The organism is Rhodococcus sp. 15-649-2-2, from assembly GCF_002258645.1.
In the GTDB taxonomy this organism is placed as follows: domain Bacteria; phylum Actinomycetota; class Actinomycetes; order Mycobacteriales; family Mycobacteriaceae; genus Rhodococcoides.
Genome location: NZ_NPFM01000025.1, coordinates 35,176 through 56,732, shown reverse-complemented (window position 1 = coordinate 56,732; position 21,557 = coordinate 35,176). Strand labels below are relative to the sequence as shown.

20 protein-coding genes and 1 tRNA gene are annotated in these 21,557 nt (G+C 64.3%); 11 read left to right on the top strand and 10 right to left on the bottom strand.

Annotated elements, in window-relative coordinates; genetic code table 11:
• The first annotated feature begins 205 nt into the window (after positions 1-205).
• The 8 genes from CH305_RS16430 to CH305_RS16395 all read left to right on the top strand — a co-directional run bounded on the left by CH305_RS16430 (position 206) and on the right by CH305_RS16395 (position 6,453).
• Entirely contained in the window at positions 206-1,111 is a 906-nt protein-coding gene (locus CH305_RS16430; RefSeq protein ID WP_094704268.1) for a DUF3105 domain-containing protein, read from the top strand.
• Positions 1,111-1,827, top strand: coding sequence for a DUF305 domain-containing protein (locus CH305_RS16425; protein ID WP_057477856.1), 717 nt, complete (start codon positions 1,111-1,113; stop codon positions 1,825-1,827). The genes CH305_RS16430 and CH305_RS16425 overlap by 1 nt, the downstream gene beginning before the upstream one ends.
• A 69-nt stretch (positions 1,828-1,896) precedes the next feature.
• Positions 1,897-1,969: transfer RNA gene (locus CH305_RS16420), tRNA-Arg, on the top strand.
• 60 nt (positions 1,970-2,029) lie between these two features.
• On the top strand, positions 2,030-2,950 hold the full coding sequence (locus CH305_RS16415; protein ID WP_094704267.1) for a hypothetical protein: 921 nt from the start codon (positions 2,030-2,032) through the stop codon (positions 2,948-2,950).
• 14 nt (positions 2,951-2,964) lie between these two features.
• Positions 2,965-3,552: a class I SAM-dependent methyltransferase gene (locus CH305_RS16410; RefSeq protein ID WP_094704266.1), complete on the top strand. Its 588-nt coding sequence runs from the start codon at positions 2,965-2,967 to the stop codon at positions 3,550-3,552.
• 62 nt (positions 3,553-3,614) lie between these two features.
• Positions 3,615-4,958 carry a DUF2254 domain-containing protein gene (locus CH305_RS16405; protein ID WP_094704265.1) on the top strand — a complete coding sequence of 448 codons (1,344 nt, stop codon included), beginning with the start codon at positions 3,615-3,617 and terminating at the stop codon, positions 4,956-4,958.
• 35 nt (positions 4,959-4,993) lie between these two features.
• Positions 4,994-5,530 (top strand): MarR family winged helix-turn-helix transcriptional regulator, encoded by a 537-nt coding sequence (locus tag CH305_RS16400; protein WP_032402876.1) that lies wholly within the window; start codon positions 4,994-4,996, stop codon positions 5,528-5,530.
• Between the two features lie 98 nt (positions 5,531-5,628).
• Positions 5,629-6,453 (top strand): hypothetical protein, encoded by an 825-nt coding sequence (locus tag CH305_RS16395; RefSeq protein ID WP_094704264.1) that lies wholly within the window; start codon positions 5,629-5,631, stop codon positions 6,451-6,453.
• A 52-nt stretch (positions 6,454-6,505) separates the two neighbouring features.
• On the opposite strand, the gene CH305_RS16390 is transcribed toward CH305_RS16395, so the two are convergent.
• From CH305_RS16390 to CH305_RS16360, 7 genes are all read right to left on the bottom strand, one after another.
• A complete protein-coding gene (locus CH305_RS16390; RefSeq protein WP_094704263.1) occupies positions 6,506-7,282 on the bottom strand; it encodes an enoyl-CoA hydratase in 777 nt (258 codons plus the stop codon).
• Positions 7,279-8,187: a 3-hydroxyisobutyrate dehydrogenase gene (mmsB, locus tag CH305_RS16385; RefSeq protein ID WP_057477850.1), complete on the bottom strand. Its 909-nt coding sequence runs from the start codon at positions 8,185-8,187 to the stop codon at positions 7,279-7,281. Before mmsB ends, CH305_RS16390 begins: the two co-directional genes overlap by 4 nt.
• The gene (locus CH305_RS16380) at positions 8,184-9,242 is read right to left on the bottom strand and encodes an enoyl-CoA hydratase/isomerase family protein (RefSeq protein WP_094704262.1); all 1,059 of its coding nucleotides are present in this window, start codon (positions 9,240-9,242) and stop codon (positions 8,184-8,186) included. The genes mmsB and CH305_RS16380 overlap by 4 nt, the downstream gene beginning before the upstream one ends.
• Positions 9,239-10,378 carry an isobutyryl-CoA dehydrogenase gene (locus CH305_RS16375; protein ID WP_094704261.1) on the bottom strand — a complete coding sequence of 380 codons (1,140 nt, stop codon included), beginning with the start codon at positions 10,376-10,378 and terminating at the stop codon, positions 9,239-9,241. The genes CH305_RS16380 and CH305_RS16375 overlap by 4 nt, the downstream gene beginning before the upstream one ends.
• A 6-nt stretch (positions 10,379-10,384) precedes the next feature.
• Entirely contained in the window at positions 10,385-11,893 is a 1,509-nt protein-coding gene (locus tag CH305_RS16370) for a CoA-acylating methylmalonate-semialdehyde dehydrogenase (RefSeq protein WP_057477847.1), read from the bottom strand.
• A 78-nt stretch (positions 11,894-11,971) separates the two neighbouring features.
• Positions 11,972-12,724 carry an SWIM zinc finger family protein gene (locus CH305_RS16365; RefSeq protein WP_057477846.1) on the bottom strand — a complete coding sequence of 251 codons (753 nt, stop codon included), beginning with the start codon at positions 12,722-12,724 and terminating at the stop codon, positions 11,972-11,974.
• Complete coding sequence (locus tag CH305_RS16360) at positions 12,724-15,561, bottom strand: DEAD/DEAH box helicase (protein WP_094704282.1); 2,838 nt, start codon at positions 15,559-15,561, stop codon at positions 12,724-12,726. Before CH305_RS16360 ends, CH305_RS16365 begins: the two co-directional genes overlap by 1 nt.
• 103 nt (positions 15,562-15,664) lie before the next feature.
• Here CH305_RS16360 and CH305_RS16355 point away from each other — a divergent pair, with 103 nt between their 5' ends.
• The 3 genes from CH305_RS16355 to CH305_RS16345 all read left to right on the top strand — a co-directional run bounded on the left by CH305_RS16355 (position 15,665) and on the right by CH305_RS16345 (position 18,226).
• Complete coding sequence (locus tag CH305_RS16355) at positions 15,665-16,570, top strand: NADP-dependent oxidoreductase (protein ID WP_094704260.1); 906 nt, start codon at positions 15,665-15,667, stop codon at positions 16,568-16,570.
• A gap of 89 nt (positions 16,571-16,659) precedes the next feature.
• Complete coding sequence (locus CH305_RS16350; RefSeq protein WP_179278312.1) at positions 16,660-17,388, top strand: HNH endonuclease family protein; 729 nt, start codon at positions 16,660-16,662, stop codon at positions 17,386-17,388.
• Between the two features lie 10 nt (positions 17,389-17,398).
• Positions 17,399-18,226, top strand: a complete 828-nt coding sequence (locus tag CH305_RS16345; protein WP_094704259.1) for a shikimate 5-dehydrogenase — start codon at positions 17,399-17,401, stop codon at positions 18,224-18,226.
• A 1-nt stretch (position 18,227) separates the two neighbouring features.
• On the opposite strand, the gene nagB is transcribed toward CH305_RS16345, so the two are convergent.
• Genes nagB through CH305_RS16330 form a run of 3 tightly spaced genes read right to left on the bottom strand, consistent with a single transcriptional unit; the run spans position 18,228 to position 21,445 of the window.
• Positions 18,228-19,016, bottom strand: coding sequence for a glucosamine-6-phosphate deaminase (nagB, locus tag CH305_RS16340; RefSeq protein ID WP_094704258.1), 789 nt, complete (start codon positions 19,014-19,016; stop codon positions 18,228-18,230).
• Positions 19,017-20,201 carry an N-acetylglucosamine-6-phosphate deacetylase gene (locus CH305_RS16335; protein WP_094704257.1) on the bottom strand — a complete coding sequence of 395 codons (1,185 nt, stop codon included), beginning with the start codon at positions 20,199-20,201 and terminating at the stop codon, positions 19,017-19,019. It abuts the gene before it with no gap.
• A complete protein-coding gene (locus CH305_RS16330) occupies positions 20,198-21,445 on the bottom strand; it encodes a PTS transporter subunit EIIC (RefSeq protein ID WP_094704280.1) in 1,248 nt (415 codons plus the stop codon). Before CH305_RS16330 ends, CH305_RS16335 begins: the two co-directional genes overlap by 4 nt.
• Between the last annotated feature and the right edge of the window lie 112 nt (positions 21,446-21,557).

The window sequence follows — 21,557 nt, the reverse complement described above, 5'->3', positions numbered from 1 at the left end:
GGCGTACTCGCATCCACTGCCCGTCCGATCGCGAGCCCACCTCACGCGATGCGCTCGTTGCAGGCTCTGAGCACGCTCTCAGGCAGAGAACGTACAGTAAGGGCGCTCTGCGCGGACGGTCCGTGGTCAACGCCGTCACCAGCAGATACGCACGACCAGCGACACCGACCACCAACTTTCCTCGACTGAGAGAGCAACTACAGCGATGCCAACGGGTCCCGACAAAGGCAGTCAGAACAAGTCGGCTGCGAAGGCAGACAAAGCCATCAACGCAGCCAACAAGAAGTCAGCTCGCAAGAAGAAGGGCGGCGTGCCCGCCGCCAAGGGAAGGCAGATTCCCTGGCTGACGGTTGCCGGAGTCGTAGTGGTCGTCGGCTTGGTCGCCGGACTCGGGATCAACCTGTACCCCAAGTACCAGGACCGCGCCGAAGCACAGAAGTTCGCACCCAGCGAGAGCAACCAGGATCCGTCTACGGGGATCGCCGGCGTCGCGATCCAGGAGTACCCGGCGGCCTTGCACGTTGCGCGTACCCAGCGAGTGGCCTACGACCAGTCGCCGCCCTTCGGCGGACCGCACGATGCCGTGTGGGCCACCTGCACCGGAATCGTCTACCCCGAGGCCATCCGTACCGAGAACGCTGTGCACTCCCTCGAGCACGGAGCCGTCTGGATCACCTACAACCCCGACGACCTGAACGACGATCAGGTCCAGACGCTGGCCGACCGCGTCGACGGCGAGACCCAGATGATGATGTCGCCCTACCCCGGTCTCGACACCCCTGTGTCGCTGCAGTCCTGGGGCCACCAGCTCAAACTGGACAGCGTCGACGACGAGCGCATCGGCCAGTTCATCTCCGCCTTGCGCCTGAACCGCTTCGCCTACCCGGAGGTCGGTGCCAGCTGCGCATCGGTACCGGGCGCAGGTGACAACGCCTTCGATCCGGACAATCCCCCGCTGTTCGACGCCTCCGCACCCGGCGCGGACGCCGTTCCGATGGACGGGGCCGGCATCACCCCCGACGCCAGTGAGACCAGCGGGGCCGGCGGACTGCCGGGCGGCCTGCCCGGTGGCGCGCAGCTACCAAGCGATCTTCAGGTTCCCGCGAGCTGATGACCGAATCCACAGTCGACTCGACCACCGACCCGTCCGAAACCAAGCCGAGCCAGCGCACAGCGTTGGTGGCCCTGGCTCTGATTGCCGTCTTGGCCATCGGGTTCGCACTGGGTTTCCTGGTGCAGAGTCCGTTCGGCGACGGTGACAACTCGCCCGCCGCGGACTCGGTCGATGTCGGTTTCGCTCAGGACATGACCGTGCACCACAACCAGGCCATCGAGATGGCCGCGGTGGCCCTGACCAACGCTCCCGATCAGGCCGTGAAGAGTCTGGCGTTCGACATGCTGACCTCTCAGCAGAATCAGGTCGGCCAGATGCAGGGCTGGCTGGCTCTGTGGGACCGCGCACCGATATCGACCGACGGCTACATGACCTGGATGGCCGAGGACGACTCTCACGGCCATTCGATGGGCGGAATGTCGATGGAACCGGGCTCCTCCGATCCCACCAGGGCGATGCCGGGCATGGCCAGTTCCGCGGAGCTCGCCGCGCTTCGGCAGGCGACCGGCACGGACGTCGACGTGATGTTTCTACAGCTCATGTTGCGCCACCACGAGGGCGGTCTGGCCATGATGGAATACGCCCAGACCCATGCGCAGTCTCCTGCAGTGGTCAACCTGGCGAAATCCATGGTGGCCACCCAGACCAGCGAGTCGACGCTGATGAAGCAGATGCTTGCCGCGAAGGGAGCGCAGCCGCTGCCCGAGGGGTGATTTCGGCTCCGGTCACGTATGCGCTAGTCTTTCGTACAGCCCAACAGGCACGCCGGCCGAAGCCGGTTTGCCCCCGTAGCTCAGGGGATAGAGCGTTCGCCTCCGGAGCGAAAGGCCGCAGGTTCGAATCCTGCCGGGGGCACACATCTTTCACGCAGGTCACCGCAGAAATGTGACTGCTCGAGCGAGACGGTGGACTTCGATGTCCGAGGATCTCCCCCACATCGACACGGTTGTCGACGACCTGTATTCGCTCCCTCCCACCGATTTCGTCTCGCATCGCTCTGCGTACGTCGCCCAGTTCAAGAAGGCCGGCGACAAAGCCGGCAGCAAACGGATCGGTGCCCTCCGTAAGCCGACGGTCGTTGCGTGGTTGGTCAACGGCCTTACCCGTCGAGACGAATCTGCCCTGGCGGAACTGTTCGAGGTCGGCGAGCAGCTCGAACGAGCTCAGCAGCGCGGCGACGGCTCCCGTCTGCGCGAATTGTCCACTGCTCGAAGCACTTCGATACGCGCACTGACGGACAAGGCAATCTCCCTGGGGCGCGAGCTCGGAGTGACCGTCGGCGACAATGCTGCGCGCGAGATCGCCAACACCTTGAACGCGGCGATGGCCGATTCCGAGATTCGCGACCGCGTGCGGGCGGGCCGAACCGTCACGGCCGAAACCTACAGCGGCTTCGGGCCGGCGCTGCTCTCACTCGTTCCCGACCCACCCGACGACGAGACCGAGACCGACGATGTACCGGACACTGCCGATGACGTACCCGAGTCCGCAGCGGAGTCCAATCCCAAGAACCCCTCAGAGGCCGATCAGCTGCGCGAGGCCGAACAGAATCGATTGGTCGCCGAACTCGACGCTGCCGAAGCCGCATTCGATGCCGCACGCGATGCGGCCGACACTGCTGACTCCGACACAGAACGTGCCGCGTCCGAACGACGCAGCGCCACAGCAGAAGTCGAGAGGATAGAAGCCGAGCTGGACGCCGCCAGAGCCAGAGCGAAGGCGGCGCGGGCAGCGGAGAGAACCAGCGTCGAGCAGGCCGAGTCGGCAGCGGAGGCACTCGAGGCCGCCAAGGCACGCGTTGCCGAAGCCCGGGCAGCCCTCGAAGAATCGAACTGACTTACCCTGGCGGCATGACCACACGCTGGCAAACCGAGAACTCAGCCGACGATTCCAAGCGCTACATCGAGCGATTCGACCGCCTGGCCGAACGCGGCGTGGATCTGCACGGCGAGGCCCGCATGGTCGATGCGTTGGTCTCCCCCGCGTCGAGCATTCTCGATGCCGGATGCGGCACCGGCCGACTCGGTGCCGAACTGGCTCGCCGCGGACACCGAGTGACCGCAGTGGATCTCGATCCGGTTCTGGCCGAGGCCGCGCGAGCACGTCCAGAACTAGACGTGCACATCGCTGATCTGACGACGCTGAATCTCGGACGGACATTCGACGCAGCAGTCGCAGCAGGCAACGTTCTCGTCTACATGGAGCCGGGCACCGAACGGCAAGCGCTGGAACGCATCTGGGCACATCTCACGGACGGAGGAGTGTTCGTCACCGGATTCGCCACCGATCGCGACTACACCGTCGCCGCACTCGACGCGGATTTGACCGCGGTCGGTTTTGCCGTCGAACATCGTTTCGCGACGTGGGATCTGCGGCCCTGGCGCGACGACGCGGAGTGGGCTGTCACCGTTGCTCGCAAACCCGCACTGTTGGCCTGACGCGACATCGACGACTCGAACGCCGGAGGGTTGATTCGGACACGCTGGGGCAGACTGTCCACGTGAAGGAATACATGGCGAAGTTGCGGGAGTCGTTCTGGTTCATTCCTGCTGTCCTCGGAGTTCTCGCGCTCCTGCTCGCGCAAGCACTCGTCAGCCTCGACCGGTACGTACTCGACACCCGCATAGACCTGACGGGTTCATTGCTCTATCACGTCGGCGCCAGTGGCAGCCGGGACATTCTGGGTGCCATCGGCGGCTCGATGTTGGGCGTGGCCGCGACGTCGTTCTCGATCACCATCTCCGTTCTCGCCACGGCCAGTTCGTCCTACGGTCCTCGCCTGGTGCGAAACTTCATGGCCGACCGCGGCAATCAGGTGGTGCTCGGCATCTTCGGGGCGACGTTCCTCTACTCGCTGATGGTCCTGCGCTCCATCCGATCGATCGAATCCGATGGCTCGGTGTTCGTTCCCGACATTGCCGTCAACGTTGCCGTGGCGCTTGCCGTGGTCGACGTGGGCGTACTCGTCTACTTCATCCATCACATCGCGCAGTCGATTCAGGTGGCCACCCTGTCCGCGAGGGTTCGCGACGAGTTGTCGGAATCCGTCGACTCCCTCTATCCGACCGATCGTCCCGACGACGCCGCATCGATAGACGACATCTCGAAACCACCTGTCTACGTGACGGTGCTGGCCGAGACATCCGGGGTGATCATCGACATCGACGAGGACGCGCTGCTCGGCATCGCGACCGACAACGGCACGCTGATCGAGACTCATCGGGTACCGGGCGACCACGTCGTCTCCGGTGAGCCGCTCGTCGACATCCTTGCCGAACGTTCGGCCGACATCTCCGCCGAATCGATCGACCGCGTCCGTGGGTCTTTCGACATCGGCACCAGCAGGACGCCTCGCCACGACATCGCGTTCGCAGTCGAGCAGATGACAGAAATGGCAGTCCGGGCACTGTCCACCGGAGTCAACGATCCATACACGGCACGCAACGCCATCGACGATCTCTCCGTCGGACTCGTGTCTCTGGTCCAACGGCCGGCACCCTTGCGCGGACGGCGCGGAACCGACGGACCGGTGCGATTGATAGTTCAGCGGGTGTCCGCCTCGGTCCTGATCGACCATGCGCTCGATGCAGTGCGCATCTACGGAACCGGCAGTCCCATGGTGGTCCAGGCCGGAATACGCCTCGCCGAGAGGGTCGGTCGTGCGGCGCGCTCCACCGCCGATGTCGACTCCGTGCTGGCTCAACTGAGTCTGTTGGATGCAGCCCTGACCGCTGACGAGACCGACATTGCGCGCACAGCCGATGCCCGCGAGCAGATTTCGCGGACCCGAGCAGCGATCACCGATCGAGTGCCACTCGCTGTAGTTCGCACCGTCATTCGGTAGACGCGCGAACCGGACACCGTGGGAGGATGGTCTGTATGCCAGCACCGTCGCCTCTTCCCCTCGACCCCATTGCAGAGGCTCACCGTCAGTGGACCAAGCACGGGTGGTCCGATGCCGCCGACGGTATGGCCGCTGTCACCTCGCTCATGCGCGCACAGCAGATCATGCTGGCCCGAGTCGAGGAAGCGTTGAAGCCGACGGGACTGACCTTTTCGCGGTACGAACTGCTGACGTTGTTGACGTTCACCAAGAACGGCGCGTTACCGATGGCGAAGGCCAGTGCTCGTCTGCAGGTGCACCCCACCAGTGTGACCAATGCGGTGGACCGACTCGAATCCGTCGGCTACGTGCGTCGCATTCCCCATCCCAGCGATCGACGGACCACCTTGGTCGAAATCACCGAGCAGGGGCGCACGTTGGCGGTCGAAGCCACCGAACGCCTGAACACGCTGGTATTCGCCAAGCCCGGGCTCGCGCGCGACAAGCTGATGGCTCTGGTTCGCATCCTTGCGGAACTACGTTCGGATGCAGGCGATTTCGACAGTGATGACATCACCACATCGTTTCGATAATGATCGTGACTCGTCACAAGTAAATGGAACACCCGTACCGTTCGTGGTGAAATGGCACTGCGCGCAAGGCGAGGCAGATCTGTCGAAGGGCGGGGCGGGTGCTGGTGTTGGGGGTCGGAGCGGGTGCACACGGTGCACGTGCAATTCTGACGTATCTGGACAGTCCACATCGCACACCGATCGTGTCGAGAACGGTCCGCCGCGCGCCCGGCCAGCCGTTGGCCACGACGATCGCCACCGGAGTCGACGCTATCCACTCCATTGCTGCGACGATGTCGCTGCCGGTGCAATTCTCGGCCATCGCGTACCGAGTTGCCACCGATCCCGGCTCGGTCGCCACCCGCGGCACCGCCCGCACGGCGTCACTCGTGCCGGAAACCGCTGCGCAAGTGCGCTACCTACGGTTCATCGGGCTGGTACCGAATCACGGCGTCACCGTATTGTGCGATATCGGCAGCACTGGAACCACGGTCACCGTCATCGATCTCGCGTCGTCTCGGACGCTGATGACGCGTCGTACATCCACGTTCTGCGGAGACGATCTCGATCACTCGGTCCGTAGACTGCTCTCCGCCAACGGGGTTCGCCTCGGAATCGACGCCAGCCGATCCATCAAAGAGCAACTGAGCGTCGACTCCGTCGTCAGTACGGCGGACCCGTCCGGGACCGCGCGCCACGTGCTGACGCGGCGCGACTTCGACGATCTGATTGCCGGCCCCGTGCGGTACGCGGGCATGCTCGTCGATCAGACCATCGAATTATCCGGAGCCAGACCGCAGTCCATCGTGGTGGTCGGCGGCGGCGCGAACATCACCTCGATCGCGCGGTCGTTGGAGCTGCGGACCGGTCTGACGACGCTGGTGCCGATGATGCCCGAGCTGGTCTCGGCCCGCGGGGCTGCCCTCCTGTCCCCCGACAGGTAGGACAACCCCGGGAGTGGAGCCCGCGGAACGACCCGAAAGCACGCGTGCAGCGCTAGCGGTGCTGGAAGTTGGGCGTGCGCTTCTCGATGAAAGCCGACATGCCTTCCTTCTGATCCTCCGTAGCAAACGTCGAATGGAACACGCGGCGCTCGAACAGAACGCCCTCGCTCAGACTCGACTCGTACGATCGGTTCACGGCTTGCTTTGCCATCATGGTGATCGGGAGCGACATCTCGGCAATGGTGGTCGCGGTTGCGATGGCGTCCTCGAGAAGGTCCGCAGCCGGCACGATGCGCGAGACGAGCCCTGCGCGCTCGGCTTCGTCGACCTTCATGTTGCGACCGGTCAGACACATCTCCATGGCCTTGGCCTTGCCCACCGCCCGCGTCAACCGCTGCGACCCGCCGATCCCGGGAATCACGCCCAGCTTGATCTCGGGTTGCCCGAAGACCGCTGTGTCCGAGGCAATCAGCACATCGCACAGCATTGCCAGTTCGCACCCTCCGCCGAGTGCATAGCCGGACACCGCCGCAATCAACGGCGTCCGTGCCGATGCCAATCGATCCCACGCCGCGAAGAAGTCGTCGAGGTACACGTCCATGTACGACTTGGGCTGCATTTCTTTGATGTCTGCACCGGCCGCGAAGGCTCGCTCGGACCCGGTGATCAGGATGGCACCGATCTCGGAGTCGGCATCGAGCTCCTCGACCACCGCGACGACCTCGCGCATCAACTGGGAGTTGAGCGCGTTCAACGCCTTCGGGCGGTTGAGCGTGATGATGCCGACGCGTCCCCGGCGTTCGAGCAGGATGGTTTCGTAGTCGGTCACTGGGCTGCTCCGTTCGAGCGTTCGCGGATGTCGTTGATGATCCCGGAGAAGTCCACGTCGGTTCCCCCGCCGGACGTTTCCTTGAACCGCGCGTAGAGTTCGGCTGCGCGCAGACCGAGGACTCCCTCGACCCCGTTGTCGCGCAGCGCATTCGCCGCCAGACCAAGGTCCTTGTCCATGAGTGCCGCAGCAAATCCGGGCTTGTACTCGTTGTTGGCGGGGCTCGTCGGAACCGGACCGGGCACCGGGCAGTTCGTGGTGAGCGCCCAGCACTGACCGGACGCAGTCGACGCCACGTCGAACAGTGCCTGGTTGCTCAGGCCCAGCTTTTCCCCCAGCACGAAGGCCTCACTGATGGCGATCATCGATACGCCGAGAATCATGTTGTTGCAGATCTTGGCGGCCTGACCGTTGCCCGCCGGTCCGCAGTGCACGACCTTGCGGCCCATGACGTCGAGAACGGCAGCGGCGGAGGCGAAATCGTCCTCCGAACCACCGACCATGAACGTGAGCGTGCCTGCGGCCGCTCCCCCGACACCACCCGAGACCGGGGCGTCGAGGCTGCGGTGTCCGGCCTCGTGCACCAATGTGTGCGCAGCGTGCGCGTCGGCGACATCGATGGTCGACGAGTCGATGAACAGAGTCCCCGGTGCCGCAGCAGGAAGCAGGTCGGCGTAGAGCCCCAGTACCAGTTTTCCGTTCGGCAACATGGTGATCACGATGTCGGCTCCGGCCACAGCCGCGACTGCAGATTCCACCACGGTGACACCGTCCTTCGTGGCCTGCTCGAGCGCCGCAGGCACCAGATCGAAGCCCTGCACCGTGTAGCCGGCCGCCGCCAGATTGGCGGCCATCGGTCCGCCCATATGGCCGAGACCGATGAAGCCGATCGTCTTCTCGCTCATGACTGCTCACCTTCTGTGTGTGCTTTCGACAGACCGAGTTCGGAATCCCCCAAGGGCGCGAAGTATCGGTCGATATCCTCGGTGGTGACGTCCGCCGATGTGGCCGGTTGCCACTGGGGATTGCGATCCTTCTCGACTACCTGCGCCCGAATCCCCTCGACCAGATCATGACTGCTCAGCGAGGCTACCGACACTCGGTACTCCTCGTCGAGCACGGCCTCGAGGGAAGGCAGCGTCGCCGCCCGCCGGAGCGACCGCAGCGTCACCGCGAGCGACACCGGCGATTTGGACACGATGTCCTTCGCGGCCTGCTGTGCCTCCGGCACCGACGATGCGGCCAGAGCGTCGACGATGCCCTGGATGTCATCACCGGCATAGCACTCGTCGATCCACTCCTGCTGAGCAGCAATGGCGGATTCCGGGGCCGACTCGCTGAACGTCGCGACGGCTTCTCCGACACTGACCGTCTCGAGGGCGGTGTAGAACTCCTCGAGCTTCTCCGACGGGATGTAGTGATCGGCGAAGCCGATCGCGATGGCGTCGGCCGCATTCATCCGCGCCGTGGTGAGCGCGAAATGAGTGCCGATCTCGCCCGGTGCACGCGAAAGTAGGAACGTGCCACCGACATCCGGAACGAAGCCGATGCCGACCTCGGGCATCGCGATCTTGGAACGCTCGGTGACGATGCGAGTGTTGGCATGTGCCGAGAGACCGACGCCGCCGCCCATGACGATGCCGTCCATGATGGCAACGAAGGGCTTGGGGAACCGAGCGATCGCGGCATTGAGGACGTACTCGTCGCGCCAGAAGTCCTTACTGCCGCTGCCTCCGTCTTTCGCGTCGTGATAGATCGAGACGATGTCCCCACCGGCGCACAGCCCCCGCTCACCGGCACCGGTCAACAGGACGGCGTCGACGGTGTCGTCGGTTGCCCACTGCGCCAACGTCGGAGCTATCTGCTGCACCATCGAGTGCGAGAGGGCGTTGATGGCCTTGGGGCGGTTGAGGGTGATCCGACCGATCCCTCCGGACACCTCCAGGAGGACGTCACTCACGCCGCACCCACGATCGAACGAGCGACGACGACGCGCATGATCTCGTTGGTACCTTCCAGAATCTGGTGGACCCGTAGGTCACGGACGATCTTCTCGACACCGTACTCGGCGAGGTAACCGTATCCGCCGAGCAGCTGCAGCGCACCGTTGGCGACCTCGAATCCGGTGTCGGTACCGAAACGCTTTGCCATCGCGCACAGCTCGACCTTGTCGGCTGCATTGTTCTGCAACCCGTCCGCTGCTCGCCACAGCAGAGTTCGGGCAGCTTCGAGCTCGGTCTTGAAATCCGCCAACCGAAACTGCAGGGCCTGCGAATCGAGCAGGCGCGCACCGAATGCATTGCGGTCGGCGAGGTAAGCAACTGCCTTGTCGAGAGCGGACTGTGCGCCGCCGATCGAGCACGCGGCGATGTTGATGCGTCCGCCGTTGAGGCCGTTCATCGCAATACGAAATCCGTCGCCCTCGCTGCCCAGCAGGTTGGCAGCCGGAACGCGCGCACCTTCGAGGATCACCTGGCGGGTGGGTTGAGCGTTCCACCCCATCTTCTTCTCGTTCGCGCCGAACGACAGTCCTTCGGTGTCCTTCGGCACGATGAACGCCGAGATGCCGCGGGGACCCGGAGCTCCGGTGCGGGCCATGACGACGTACACCTCGGATGTGCCTGCGCCGGAGATGAACTGCTTGACGCCGTCCAGCACGTATTCGTCGCCGTCGCGGACGGCTTTGGTTCCGAGCTTTGCCGCATCCGATCCAGCGCCGGGTTCGGTGAGGCAGTAGCTCCCCAACTGGTCCATCGCGCAGAGGCCCGGAAGCCAACGCTGCCGCTGCTCGTCGTCGCCGTACGTGTCGATCATCCAGGCGACCATGTTGTGGATGGAGATGTACGCCGCGATGGACGGATCCCCGGTGGCGAGCTGCTCGAAGATGCGCACGGCGTCGACTCGGGTCAAGCCCGATCCACCGACGTCCTCACGAATGTAGATGCCGCCCATCCCGAGACCGGCGGCCTTGCGCAACACGTCCACCGGGAAATGCTTCTGCTGATCCCATTCGACGGCGTTCGGTGCGAGAAGTTCGTCGGCGAACTCGCGAGCGGTGTCGTTGATGGCACGCTCGTCCTCGTTCAATGTGAACATGACCGATCAGTCCATGTTCGGGATGACGAAGTGATTCTGTGCAGCTGCTTCCTTGGTGCCCGACGGCCACCGCTGAGTGACGGTCTTGGTCTTGGTGTAGAAGCGGATCGAGTCCGGTCCGTGCTGGTTCAGATCACCGAATCCTGAACGCTTCCAACCACCGAACGTGTGGTAAGCGATCGGCACCGGAATCGGCACGTTGACCCCGACCATGCCCACCTGAACGCGGGAGCAGAAGTCGCGAGCGGTGTCGCCGTCACGGGTGAAGATCGAGACGCCGTTGCCGTACTCGTGTTCGGTGGGCAGACGCAGAGCGTCCTCGTAATCCTTCGCGCGGACGACGATCAGAACAGGTCCGAAGATCTCTTCCTTGTAGATCCGCATGTCGGTGGTGACCTTGTCGAACAGTGTTGCGCCCGCGAAGAATCCACCCTCGTGACCCTCGAGGCTGAAACCGCGCCCGTCGACGACCAGCTCGGCACCCTCGTCCACACCGATCTGGGTGTAATCGTTGACGCGCTTGAGCGCATCGCTGCCCACGAGCGGTCCGAAGTCCGCGTCCTCGTCGTCGCTGCGACCGATCTTCAGCTTCGCCACTCGCTCGGTCAGTTTGGCGACCAACGCATCTGCGGTCTCCTCACCGACGGGAACCGCGACGGAAATCGCCATGCACCGCTCGCCGGCCGAACCGTACGCGGCCCCGAGCAACGCGTCGGCGACCTCGTCGAGATCGGCATCGGGCATCACCAATGCGTGGTTCTTCGCTCCACCGAAGCACTGTGCGCGCTTGCCGTGCTGAGCGGCCGTCTCGTAGATGTACTGGGCGATGGGCGTCGAGCCGACGAAACCGATCGCCTTGACCCGATCGTCGGTGAGCAGCACGTCGACAGCATCCTTGCCGCCGTTGACGACGTTGAACACACCCGGCGGCAGGCCTGCCTCCAGGAACAGCTCGGCGAGCTTGAGCGGAACGGACGGGTCGCGTTCGGAGGGCTTGAGGATGAACGCGTTGCCGCAGGCGATCGCCGGGCCGGCCTTCCACAGCGGAATCATCGCGGGGAAGTTGAACGGGGTGATGCCGGCGACGACGCCCAGCGGCTGGCGCATCGAGTAGACGTCGATGCCGCCGCCGGCACCCTCGGTGTACTCGCCCTTGAGCAGATGCGGTACGCCGACAGCGAATTCGACGACCTCGACGCCACGCTGGATGTCGCCCTTGGCGTCGGCGATGGTCTTGCCGTGCTCCGACGAGAGCAGACGCGCCAGTTCCTCCATGTCGCGGGTGACGAGCGCGAGGAACTTCATGAGCACCCGCGCGCGACGCTGCGGGTTCCACTTGGCCCACTCGCGCTGCGCCTGTTCGGCGTCGGCGATGGCAGCCTCGACCTCGGACACATCGGCGAGAGGTACACGGGCCTGTACCTCGCCGGTATTCGGATCGAAGACGTCCCCGAATTTTCCGGACGTGCCGGCGACATGCTTACCGCCGATGAAGTGTGTGAGTTCGCGAGCCATGGAATCAGTCCGTCCTGGAGCGTGGAAATTGAAGTACGCCCATCCTATAGTCGGATGTCCATGTAAGTCCAGATCCGGTCACATCCGGTCGTAGAACTGCCTCAGATCGGCGCACGCTCGGCTGACCTCCGCCTCGGGCGATCCGTCGGCGCGGAAGACCCGACGCAGGATCAGCGGGTCGAGGTCCTCCATCGCGGGCGCGAACGTCACCTGCGGAAGGTCGGGGAAGGACGCACGATCGGCGAACCAGTCGTCGGCATCGACGTCGTCGCCTCCATCGCCCACGCCCTCGATGAGCTGATCGAGGTCCACTCCGCGCAGGGTCAGAATGGTCGCCGCGGACGCGTCGATGTGTTCGGCTGCGATGTACATCAACGCCGCTGCGTGCTTGCACGGCCACCCGTCGTCGGGGCACGTGCAATCGAAATCGAGCTGGCCCTTGTCGTGTGGCAGCAACATCGAGGCCAACGCCTGCGGAATGGCATTCGACGCCAATTCGGCCAGCATCCCGGGATTCGATCTCACCCGAGCGACGAGCGCGTCCACTTCACCCGAGGTCAGCGGTTCGACGGTGACCGAGGCCGAGAACGGCTCGAGCTGGCTGCCCTGAACCTCGCCGTAGATCTGCCCACGTTCGACACCGAGAGTGAGAACCTGCCCCTGACGCGCATACGTTCTCCCCCGCGCGATACGACCAGGATCGGCAAGGTCCTCCATCGCAGCAACGAAGTGCCTACCCCACCACGTCTGCCCGAAGGCTCCGCGCTTGTTTCGGGACTCGATGCCGCCCTTGGCTTTTCGGCGCTTTCCGTACTGCGAGAAGTCGACCATCACTCACCCACCGCATCTTCGCTGAGCCGGAACAGCTCCTGCAGTTCCGCGGTATCCATTTCGGTCACCCAGCTCTCCCCGGTGCCCACCGCCAGATCTGCCAGGCCCTGTTTCGAGACGAGCATCGAGTCGATTCGTTCCTCCACCGTCCCGACACACAACAGCTTGCGTACCTCGACGTTCTTACGCTGTCCGATGCGGAAGGCCCGGTCCGTCGCTTGGTTCTCGACCGCCGGGTTCCACCACCGGTCCAGGTGCACAACGTGATTCGCGGCAGTGAGATTGAGCCCGGTACCACCCGCCTTCAGCGAGAGCATCATGATCGGTGGACCGTCGTCGCCCTGGAACCTCTCCACCATCGCATCGCGCTTGGTCTTGCTCACTCCGCCGTGCAGAAACGGCACCTCGGCTCCGAAACGATCGGCGAAATACGGTGCCACGAGCTCGCCGAACTCTCTGAACTGAGTGAACAACAACACCTTTTCGTTGTCGCCCAGAATCGAATCGAGCATGTCCTCGACCAGCCCGATCTTGCCGGACCGGTGCTGACCTCTCTTCAGCACCGACGATCCGTCGGACAGAAAATGGGCCGGGTGGTTGCACACCTGCTTGAGTCGAGTGAGTGCGGAGAGGACGGCACCCTTGCGTTTCATACCCTTCGCATCGGCAATCTGCGCCATCATCTCGTCGACGACAGCCTTGTACAGCGCAGCCTGCTCGGCGGTGAGGTTGGCGCGCACCGTCATCTCGTTCTTCTCGGGCAGATCCGAGATGACCGTCGGATCGGTCTTGACCCGTCGCAGAATGAACGGCGACGTGATGGCCCGCAGACGTGAGACGGCGTTCTCGTCGTTCTCACGCTCGATCGGCACCGAGAACCGCTTCCGGAAATCGGACGGCCTTCCCAACATTCCCGGATTGGCGAAATCGAGAATGGATCTGAGCTCGTCGAGGCGGTTCTCCACGGGCGTGCCGGTGAGGGCCAGCTTGTGTTCCGCGGGGATGGCGAGCGCTGCCTTCGCTTGAACTGTGCCGGCGTTCTTGATGTGCTGCGCCTCGTCGAGTACCACTCGTCGCCACATCTGTTCCGACAGCTGCGCGCGGTCCTTTGCCATCAGTGCATAGGTGGTGACGATCAGGTCGTGCTGGGCGATCTCTCGGTCGAGATCGTCGCCCTTCGACCGAGCCGGGCCGTGGTGCACGAGGACCCGAAGTGCAGGCGTGAACTTCGCGGCCTCGCGTTGCCAGTTGCCCACCACCGACATCGGTGCCACCAGCAGCGTCGGCTTCGGATGTTGTTCGTGGGCAAGGAGTGTGAGCACCTGCAGTGTTTTGCCCAGACCCATGTCGTCGGCGAGCACCGCCCCGAGACCGAGCCGGCTCATGAACGCGAGCCAGTCGAGTCCCCGCTGCTGATAGGGCCGGAGCACTGCGTCGACGCCGTGGGGCACGGGGATCGTCTCCGGTACTGCGCCGGGCTCGAGCAGCGTGGCCGCCCAGCCGGTGGCCCGGATGTCCTGGACCGGGGCAGGCGGCGGGTCGGCCAGCGTCATCTCCCGCATCAGCGTGCTCAACGCGGTTCCGTCGCCGTGATGCTCTGCGACGTACTTCGCTGCTCGTGCGAGCTGACCGCCGTCGGCCAACACCCACTGACCACGAAGCCGAACCAGGTCACCCTTCGAGACAGCGAGCCTGTTCATCTCCGCTTCGGTGAGCACCATGTCGCCCAGTTGGAGCTGCCAGTCGTAGGACACCAGCTCGTCCATGCCGACCGCGCGATCCGCGGCCGCTTTGGTCACTGCAGGTGACTCGACGCGCAACCTCATCGATGGGTCCAGCCTGGTCCAGGCCCGCGGGAGCAACACCGTTGTGCCGGTGGACTGTAGCGCCATCGCACCGTGTTCGACCAGATCGATGACGACCGAGGTGGGGAGCAACAGATCCAGGGTGCCTTCCTGGGACGGCACATCACGCAGCCTCGGGTATGCGGCGACTGCCTCGCCGAGTTTGCGCACGGCGATCGACAGCAGTGTGGCATCGACCTTGCGGCTCATCGGAACCGGCCGCGGAGCTTCGCCGTCTGCCCGCAAACACACCTGCAAGGTCCAGAACGACTCCGCCGACTCGTCGGTGTCGGCGTCGGTCTCGGCGTCGGCCTCGTCATCGGGTTCGAGCAGACGCAACACCAGAGACGGCTCGTCGACGGTGAGGCTTGCCCGCCACTTGTCCAACAGGGTCGAGATCTGCTGAGTGCCATCGCTGTACGGGTCGTCACGAACCAACGCGGACAGCAGCGGATGTTCCGAGTCGGGCCTGCCGAGAAGCGATTTGACGATCGGATCGGTGAGCTCGTCGACCATGTCGTCGAGGATCTTTCTCGGTCGCTCGTTCGCTCGCTGCACCGACGGCATCGACACGGAAAGTTCGCTGAGCCAGGCTCGCTGACGTTCGCCGCCGACCAGACGCCACCGTGGCCACCACTGCCCGTCGATCAGCTTCAGCGCAGGAACAACCCGCCCACCGCGGACCCATCGTTCGATTCCACGCGTGACGTGCGCCAGAAAACGTAGGTCGCCGGAGATCAGCGCGTGATCGGACGGCGTTCGCAACAGCAGGTCTGCCGCGTCGTGCGGCGCGAGCGCGATGGCCGGAATCTGCACCGGGGCCTGGGCGGTCGCACCAGGTCCGGCTGCCGGAAACGACACCGCAGCACGATGCCGAAACGTTCTTGTGAGCACCTGCGCATGAGCCGAGGGCAGGTCGGGCTCGTCACCGGTGGTGATCTCGTCGTCCCACAGCATCAGCCCGGCACCGGGAGACCACAGACCGTGCAACATCGGTCCATCCAACCAGGACGCACCGACATCACCTCGGTGAGGCAGCCGGACGAAGCCACTCCGCACGGTGCCGATCGGTTCGAAAATAAGGCACAGTGGTCTCATGATCGCGTACGGCTTCAGCGAATACGGCGGACCCGAAACCGAGTCCCTTCTCGAGTTCCCCGTTGCCGAGCCCGGACCGGGCCAGATTCTCGTCGCGGTACACGCGGCCGGTGTGAATCCCGCAGATTGGAAGGTGCGGAAAGGCACCCGCAAAGACACGGTGCAGATCACTCTGCCTGCCGTGCTCGGGCGGGAAGCATCGGGCACCGTAGTCGATATCGGCACCGGTGTGACCGACTTTTCGGTGGGCGACCACGTATTCGGGGCAACCGCGTCGGGACACGGCAGTTACGCGCAGTACACCGTGTTCAACGCATCGAGTACCGCGCACAAGCCCGAGACGGTCTCCTGGGCCGCGGCGGCCACCTTGCCGGTCGCGGCGGGAACCGCGTACGACGCGCTGCGCCAGTTGGCCAGAAGTTCGGGCGATACCGTTCTCGTGCTCGGCGCGGGCGGCGGTGTCGGCTCGGCCGTGCTGCAACTCGCACGGGCGGACGGTATCGGCGTCGTAGCAGTGGCGAGCGCGGGCAAACGGGAGTGGATCGAGAGCCTCGGGGCCCGATTTTTCGTCTCCGGCAGTGATATCTCCGCCGCGGTCACCCAGCCGGTGGACGCCATCGTCGATCTCGTCGGCGGAGAGACGTTGCGTGGGGCAGCGACTGCCGCACGGTCCGGGACACCGATCGTGAGCGTCGCAGATCCGGTGCTGGCATCCGAGTGGGGTGGTTCAGGAGTCGCTCGCGATCGCACGACCGCCGCCTTCGCACGGTTGGCAGAGCTGACCGCGTCGGGCGTGCTGAACCCGCGCATCGACAACGTGTTCCCGCTCGACCGCGCAGGTGAGGCCCTCGCCCTCGTCGAGAACGGGCACCTCCTCGGCAAGGTCGTCGTCGAAGTTCGCTGAATCCCGCCTGAGAACCGGATTCCGCAGCGTGTCGGTACGGACCGACATACTGCTGCCGCGGGGGCCGACGGCGGACGATCGATGATGGGATGCGTGTGAGAAAACTGTGGGTAGCGGCGGCGCTGGTGATCGCTGCGGTGGTGATGGCGGCGTTCGGATCGTGCGACCGATCCGTCATCCCTGGTTTCACCCCTGCCGCGCCTGCACCTGGCAGCCCCACCCGGGTACAGATCGAGCAGTTGCTGGACCAGGTTCGCGTGGTCGCCGCTCGGCCCGACGCCCTCGGGTACGAGCGTGGATGCAAGAGCGGCGAAGCCTGCGTGTTCGGACCCGCCTGGACGGACGATTACGACGGGCCGGGCGGCCACGACGGGTGCGGAACTCGCGACAACGTACTGGCTCTGTCGATGACGGAGATCGAGTTCCGGGCAGGCACCCGAGACTGTGTGGTCCTGTCGGGTTCGCTCGCAGACCCGTACTCCGGTGAGCGGTTGCAGTTCACCAAGTCCGACGGAAGCGCGGTTCAGATCGATCATGTTTACCCGCTCGCCGCAGCATGGGACATGGGTGCGCACGCGTGGCCGCCGGACAAACGCGTTCTGTTCGCGAATGATGTCTCGTTCGAGTTGCTGGCCGTCAACGGGCCCGACAATCAATCGAAAAGCGATAAGACACCGTCGGATTGGCTGCCACCGAACCCGGCCTACCACTGCTTCTACGCGGGCAAGTACCTCACGGTGGCCGCGCAGTACGAACTACCGATCACCGAGGCCGATCGTGGCGTTCTCCAATCGGTTGCAACAACGTGCGCGGCGTAAGGTGATCCCAATGTCAACGGCACCGTCGCGCAGTTTCCTCAATCGTGAGACCCAGCTCTGCATGTCTCTGTCCGGCCGACCGAGCAACTTCGGAACACGCTTCCACAACTACCTGTACGACGAGTTGGGCCTGAACTTCGTCTACAAGGCATTCACCACCACCGATCTTGCCGCCGCCGTAGGAGGCGTACGCGCGCTGGGCATTCGAGGCTGCGCCGTCTCCATGCCGTTCAAGGAAGACGTCATCGAACTGGTCGACGTGATGCACGAGTCGGCGAGCGCCATCGAATCCGTCAACACAATCGTCAACGAGGCCGGCGTTCTGCACGCCTACAACACGGACTACCAGGCCGTAGCGAATCTGCTGGCTACGCACTCCGTCTCATCCGATTTCTCGGTGGCCGTCACCGGCAGCGGCGGCATGGCGAAGGCTGTTGTTGCAGCACTGCGAGATTCGGGTTTCACCCGCGGCACCGTCGTCGCCCGTAACGCGCGCACCGGTCCCGCCCTGGCCGAGACCTACGGCTACGAATGGTCTGCCGAGGCAGTGTCCGCAGACCTGTTGGTGAACGTCACCCCGCTCGGCATGGCCGGAGGTCCCGGAGCCGATTCCATGCCGTTCACCGACGGACAGATCGGTGCGGCGCAGGCTGTGTTCGACGTGGTCGCCATGCCATCGGAAACACCGCTGATCGTAGCGGCCCGAGCGGCGAGCAAACCTGTGATCACCGGTGCCGAGGTCATCGCCCTGCAAGCGGCCGAGCAATTCGTCCTCTACACCGGCGTCCGGCCGTCGGACGAACAGATCACCCGCGCATCGGAGTTTGCCCGCAGCTGATTCACAAGTGTTGCCACCGAGGCTTGTTGGCGTAGGCGTATCGGTAGTAGTCGGCGAGAGCCAGCGACGACGCCGCAGCGTTGTCCAACAGCACGCTCACGTGCGGGTGCCACTGAATCACCGACGCCGGGCAGTGAGCCGACAGTGGGCCCTCGACAGCGGCAGCCACCGCTTCTGCCTTCGACTCGCCGGTCGCAATCAAGACCAGGTGACGCGCCTCGTCGATGGTGCCCAGGCCCTGCGTCAGTACGTGATGCGGAACAGCATCGGGCGAGTCGAAGAAGCGGGCATTGTCGGTACGGGTCTGTTCGGTAAGCGTCTTCACTCGGGTCCTGGATCGCAGCGACGATCCGGGCTCGTTGAAGCCGATGTGTCCGTCGGTGCCGATTCCCAGGATCTGAACATCGATGCCGCCCGCTTCCGCAATCGCCGCGTCGTAGCGCTGCGCCTCTGCCTCGATGTCGTGCGCTTCGCCGTCGGGTGAGAACACCGCGGCGTCGTCCAGATCGACGTGGTCGACGAAGTTCTCCCGAATGAACGAAAAGTACGACTGCTCGGCACTTCTCGCGAGACCGATGTACTCGTCGAGCAGAAACGCTCGACAGTGCGAGAGAGACAGCCCCTCGTCTCGGTGACGTCTCGCCAGTTCGCGATAGGTGCCCACCGGCGTGGATCCGGTCGCCAGGCCCAGCACAGGAGTGTGCTCGCGGGTGGTCCGGACTGTTCGCTCGACGATGTCGGCGGCTGTTCGATCCACCGCGTCCACCCCGTCGAGGATCACGATCTCCATCTAGCTGTCCTCCTCTATCGCGATTCCGCCCCTGATGACCTGCACCGGCTCGAATGTCCCGTCGACCACCAGCACGTCGGCTCGCATTCCCTGCTGTAGACGACCGATGTCCGAACCCAGACCGATCGTCGTCGCCGGTGTCGACGACCCCGCCCGCACTGCCTCGACCAGCGGCACACCGGCGTCCTGCACCGCCCGGCGCACCAGGTCCATCACCGTCGCGGTCCCACCCGCGATCGGTGCTGTCTCCGGATCGGCGTCACGAGAGAGTCGTGCGACCGAGTGATGGACGGTCACGTCCAAAGGCCCGAGTCGATAGCGGCCGTCGACCATACCGGCGGCGGCCATCGCGTCGGACACCAGCGCGATCTGCGTACCGCCGACGAGATCGAATACCGCGCGCACCGTCTCGTCAGCGAGATGTACCCCGTCTCCGATCAATTCGAGCACCATGCCTTCGCGCGCCGCGGCGGCCAGACATTCGCTCACGGGCCCGGGTGCTCGGTGGTGCCAGGTCGGCATTCCGTTGAACAGGTGCGTCGCCGTGATCGGGCCGCCCCCCAGCATCTCGATACCGCGGCGGGTGGTCAGAGCGTCGGCGTCCGTATGCCCGATGCTCGGCACGATGTCGTTCTCTCTCAGCATCTGCGCAACAGCGGCGAATCCGTCGACCTCCGGTGCGAGAGTCATCGACCGCACCGCTCCCCTGCCCGCGCCGATGATGTCCGCCAGAAGTCCGGTGTCACCGCTGCGAAGCGAGCCCGGATCCTGTGCGCCGCAGCGAATGACCGACAGAAAAGGACCCTCGACGTGCACCCCGGCGATATCACCGGATTCGTACAGATCGGCCAACAGCGACGTCTGCCCGATCAGCCGTTCGGATGGTGCCGACACCAGAGAGGCAAGCATCGTCGTGGTGCCGCGGGAGCGGTGATGCCGCACCGCCGTCATGAGATCGGCGGCTGCGGAATCGGGGAACGATGCCCCCGCACCGCCGTGACAGTGCACATCGACCAAACCCGGCAGGATTGTCGAATCAGACTGCGGTACTGCATCTCCCGTCCAGAGTTGTGCAGGCCCCACCCACGAGATCCGATCTCCCGTCAGTGCAAGCACGCCGTCCTCGATGACTTCCTCACCGGTGACGACACGCCCTCGTAGCGTCGTCGAGATCGAATCGGTCATGCCTGGGTCGGTTCGGCCACCACGTCGTCCTCGCGACCGGGGGTACGCAGGTTCCACTTCTTGATGACGAAGCTGAACAGCACGTAATAGATCGCCGCGAACACGAGACCGATGGGGATCAGAAGCCATGCCTTGGTGGCGATTCCGTAGTTGAGCAGGTAATCGATGCCACCCGCGGAGAAGAAGAATCCGTCATGAATTCCGAGAGCATTGGTCAGCGCCATCGACGTTCCGGTCAGGACCGCGTGAATGATGTAGAGCGGCCAGGCGACGAACATGAACGAATACTCGAGCGGCTCGGTGATTCCGGTGACGAAAGCAGTCAGGCCGGTGGACAACATGATTCCACCGACGATCTTCTTCTGGGAAGGCTTGGCATTGCGGTAGATCGCGAATGCTGCCGCGGGAAGTGCGAACATCATGATCGGGAAGAATCCGGTCATGAACACTCCAGCGGACGGGTCGCCGGCGAAGAACCGGTTGAGGTCGCCGCGCACCAACTGACCGCTCGCATCCTGGTAGTCGCCGACGAGGAACCAGACCACAGAATTCAGAATGTGGTGCAGCCCGGTCGGAATGAGCATGCGGTTGGCGAATCCGTAGATACCGCTGCCCACCACGCTGTGATCGGCGACGGTGTTGCCGACCCAGTTGAGCGCACTGTAGAAGAGCGGGTAGATGAACGACATGATGACGGCGACAACGAGACCGGTGATCGCTGTCAGGATCGGCACCAGCCGGCGGCCGCTGAAGAAACCGAGATAATCGGGCAACTTCTGACGGTAGAACCGCTGCCAGAGGATTGCCGAGAGCAGACCGATGACGATGCCCGCGAGAACGCCGTAGTCGATCACCGCCGGGTCACCGTTGGCATCGACCTTGCCGTCGAGCACCACCGGTGACATCGCCGTGAAGACTCCGTTCATCACCATGTATCCGACGACCGCAGCGAGCGCCGTCGAGCCGTCCGACTTCTTGGCCCAGCCGATGGCAATACCGACGGCAAAGATCAGGGGAAGCCAGGTGAACACAGCCTGACCGGCGGCCGAGATGACGGCGGCGGCGGTCTCGAGCGCACTGAATCTGCCCAGCAGGTCGTCTTGGCCGAGCCTGAGCAAGATTCCTGCAGCAGGTAGAACGGCAATGGGAAGCATGAGACTGCGACCGAACCGCTGCAGTCCGGCCAACGATCGGGAGTCCTTCTTCGGCTCGGTATCGACCGAGTCCGTGTTCTTCGGGGTCATGGCGACCTTCTCTTCGAGGCTGATCCTTCGAGGGTGGATTTCGCTGTTGTGACCGAGTGCCATCAGGGGTACTGTCCGGTCATTACCAGTTGTAGTTTGACCAGGTGGCAAG

Bases quoted from the DNA above. Each gene is read 5' to 3' on its own strand.
- mmsB (WP_057477850.1), bottom strand. From the start codon at position 8,187: ATGAGCGAGAAGACGATCGGCTTCATCGGTCTCGGCCATATGGGCGGA.
- CH305_RS16345 (WP_094704259.1), top strand. From the start codon at position 17,399: ATGTCAACGGCACCGTCGCGCAGTTTCCTCAATCGTGAGACCCAGCTC.
- CH305_RS16355 (WP_094704260.1), top strand. From the start codon at position 15,665: ATGATCGCGTACGGCTTCAGCGAATACGGCGGACCCGAAACCGAGTCC.
- CH305_RS16370 (WP_057477847.1), bottom strand. From the start codon at position 11,893: ATGGCTCGCGAACTCACACACTTCATCGGCGGTAAGCATGTCGCCGGC.
- CH305_RS16330 (WP_094704280.1), bottom strand. From the start codon at position 21,445: ATGACCCCGAAGAACACGGACTCGGTCGATACCGAGCCGAAGAAGGAC.
- CH305_RS16365 (WP_057477846.1), bottom strand. From the start codon at position 12,724: ATGGTCGACTTCTCGCAGTACGGAAAGCGCCGAAAAGCCAAGGGCGGC.
- CH305_RS16400 (WP_032402876.1), top strand. From the start codon at position 4,994: ATGCCAGCACCGTCGCCTCTTCCCCTCGACCCCATTGCAGAGGCTCAC.
- CH305_RS16350 (WP_179278312.1), top strand. From the start codon at position 16,660: ATGCGTGTGAGAAAACTGTGGGTAGCGGCGGCGCTGGTGATCGCTGCG.
- CH305_RS16410 (WP_094704266.1), top strand. From the start codon at position 2,965: ATGACCACACGCTGGCAAACCGAGAACTCAGCCGACGATTCCAAGCGC.
- CH305_RS16425 (WP_057477856.1), top strand. From the start codon at position 1,111: ATGACCGAATCCACAGTCGACTCGACCACCGACCCGTCCGAAACCAAG.
- CH305_RS16335 (WP_094704257.1), bottom strand. From the start codon at position 20,201: ATGACCGATTCGATCTCGACGACGCTACGAGGGCGTGTCGTCACCGGT.
- CH305_RS16415 (WP_094704267.1), top strand. From the start codon at position 2,030: ATGTCCGAGGATCTCCCCCACATCGACACGGTTGTCGACGACCTGTAT.
- CH305_RS16375 (WP_094704261.1), bottom strand. From the start codon at position 10,378: ATGTTCACATTGAACGAGGACGAGCGTGCCATCAACGACACCGCTCGC.
- nagB (WP_094704258.1), bottom strand. From the start codon at position 19,016: ATGGAGATCGTGATCCTCGACGGGGTGGACGCGGTGGATCGAACAGCC.
- CH305_RS16360 (WP_094704282.1), bottom strand. From the start codon at position 15,561: ATGTTGCACGGTCTGTGGTCTCCCGGTGCCGGGCTGATGCTGTGGGAC.
- CH305_RS16430 (WP_094704268.1), top strand. From the start codon at position 206: ATGCCAACGGGTCCCGACAAAGGCAGTCAGAACAAGTCGGCTGCGAAG.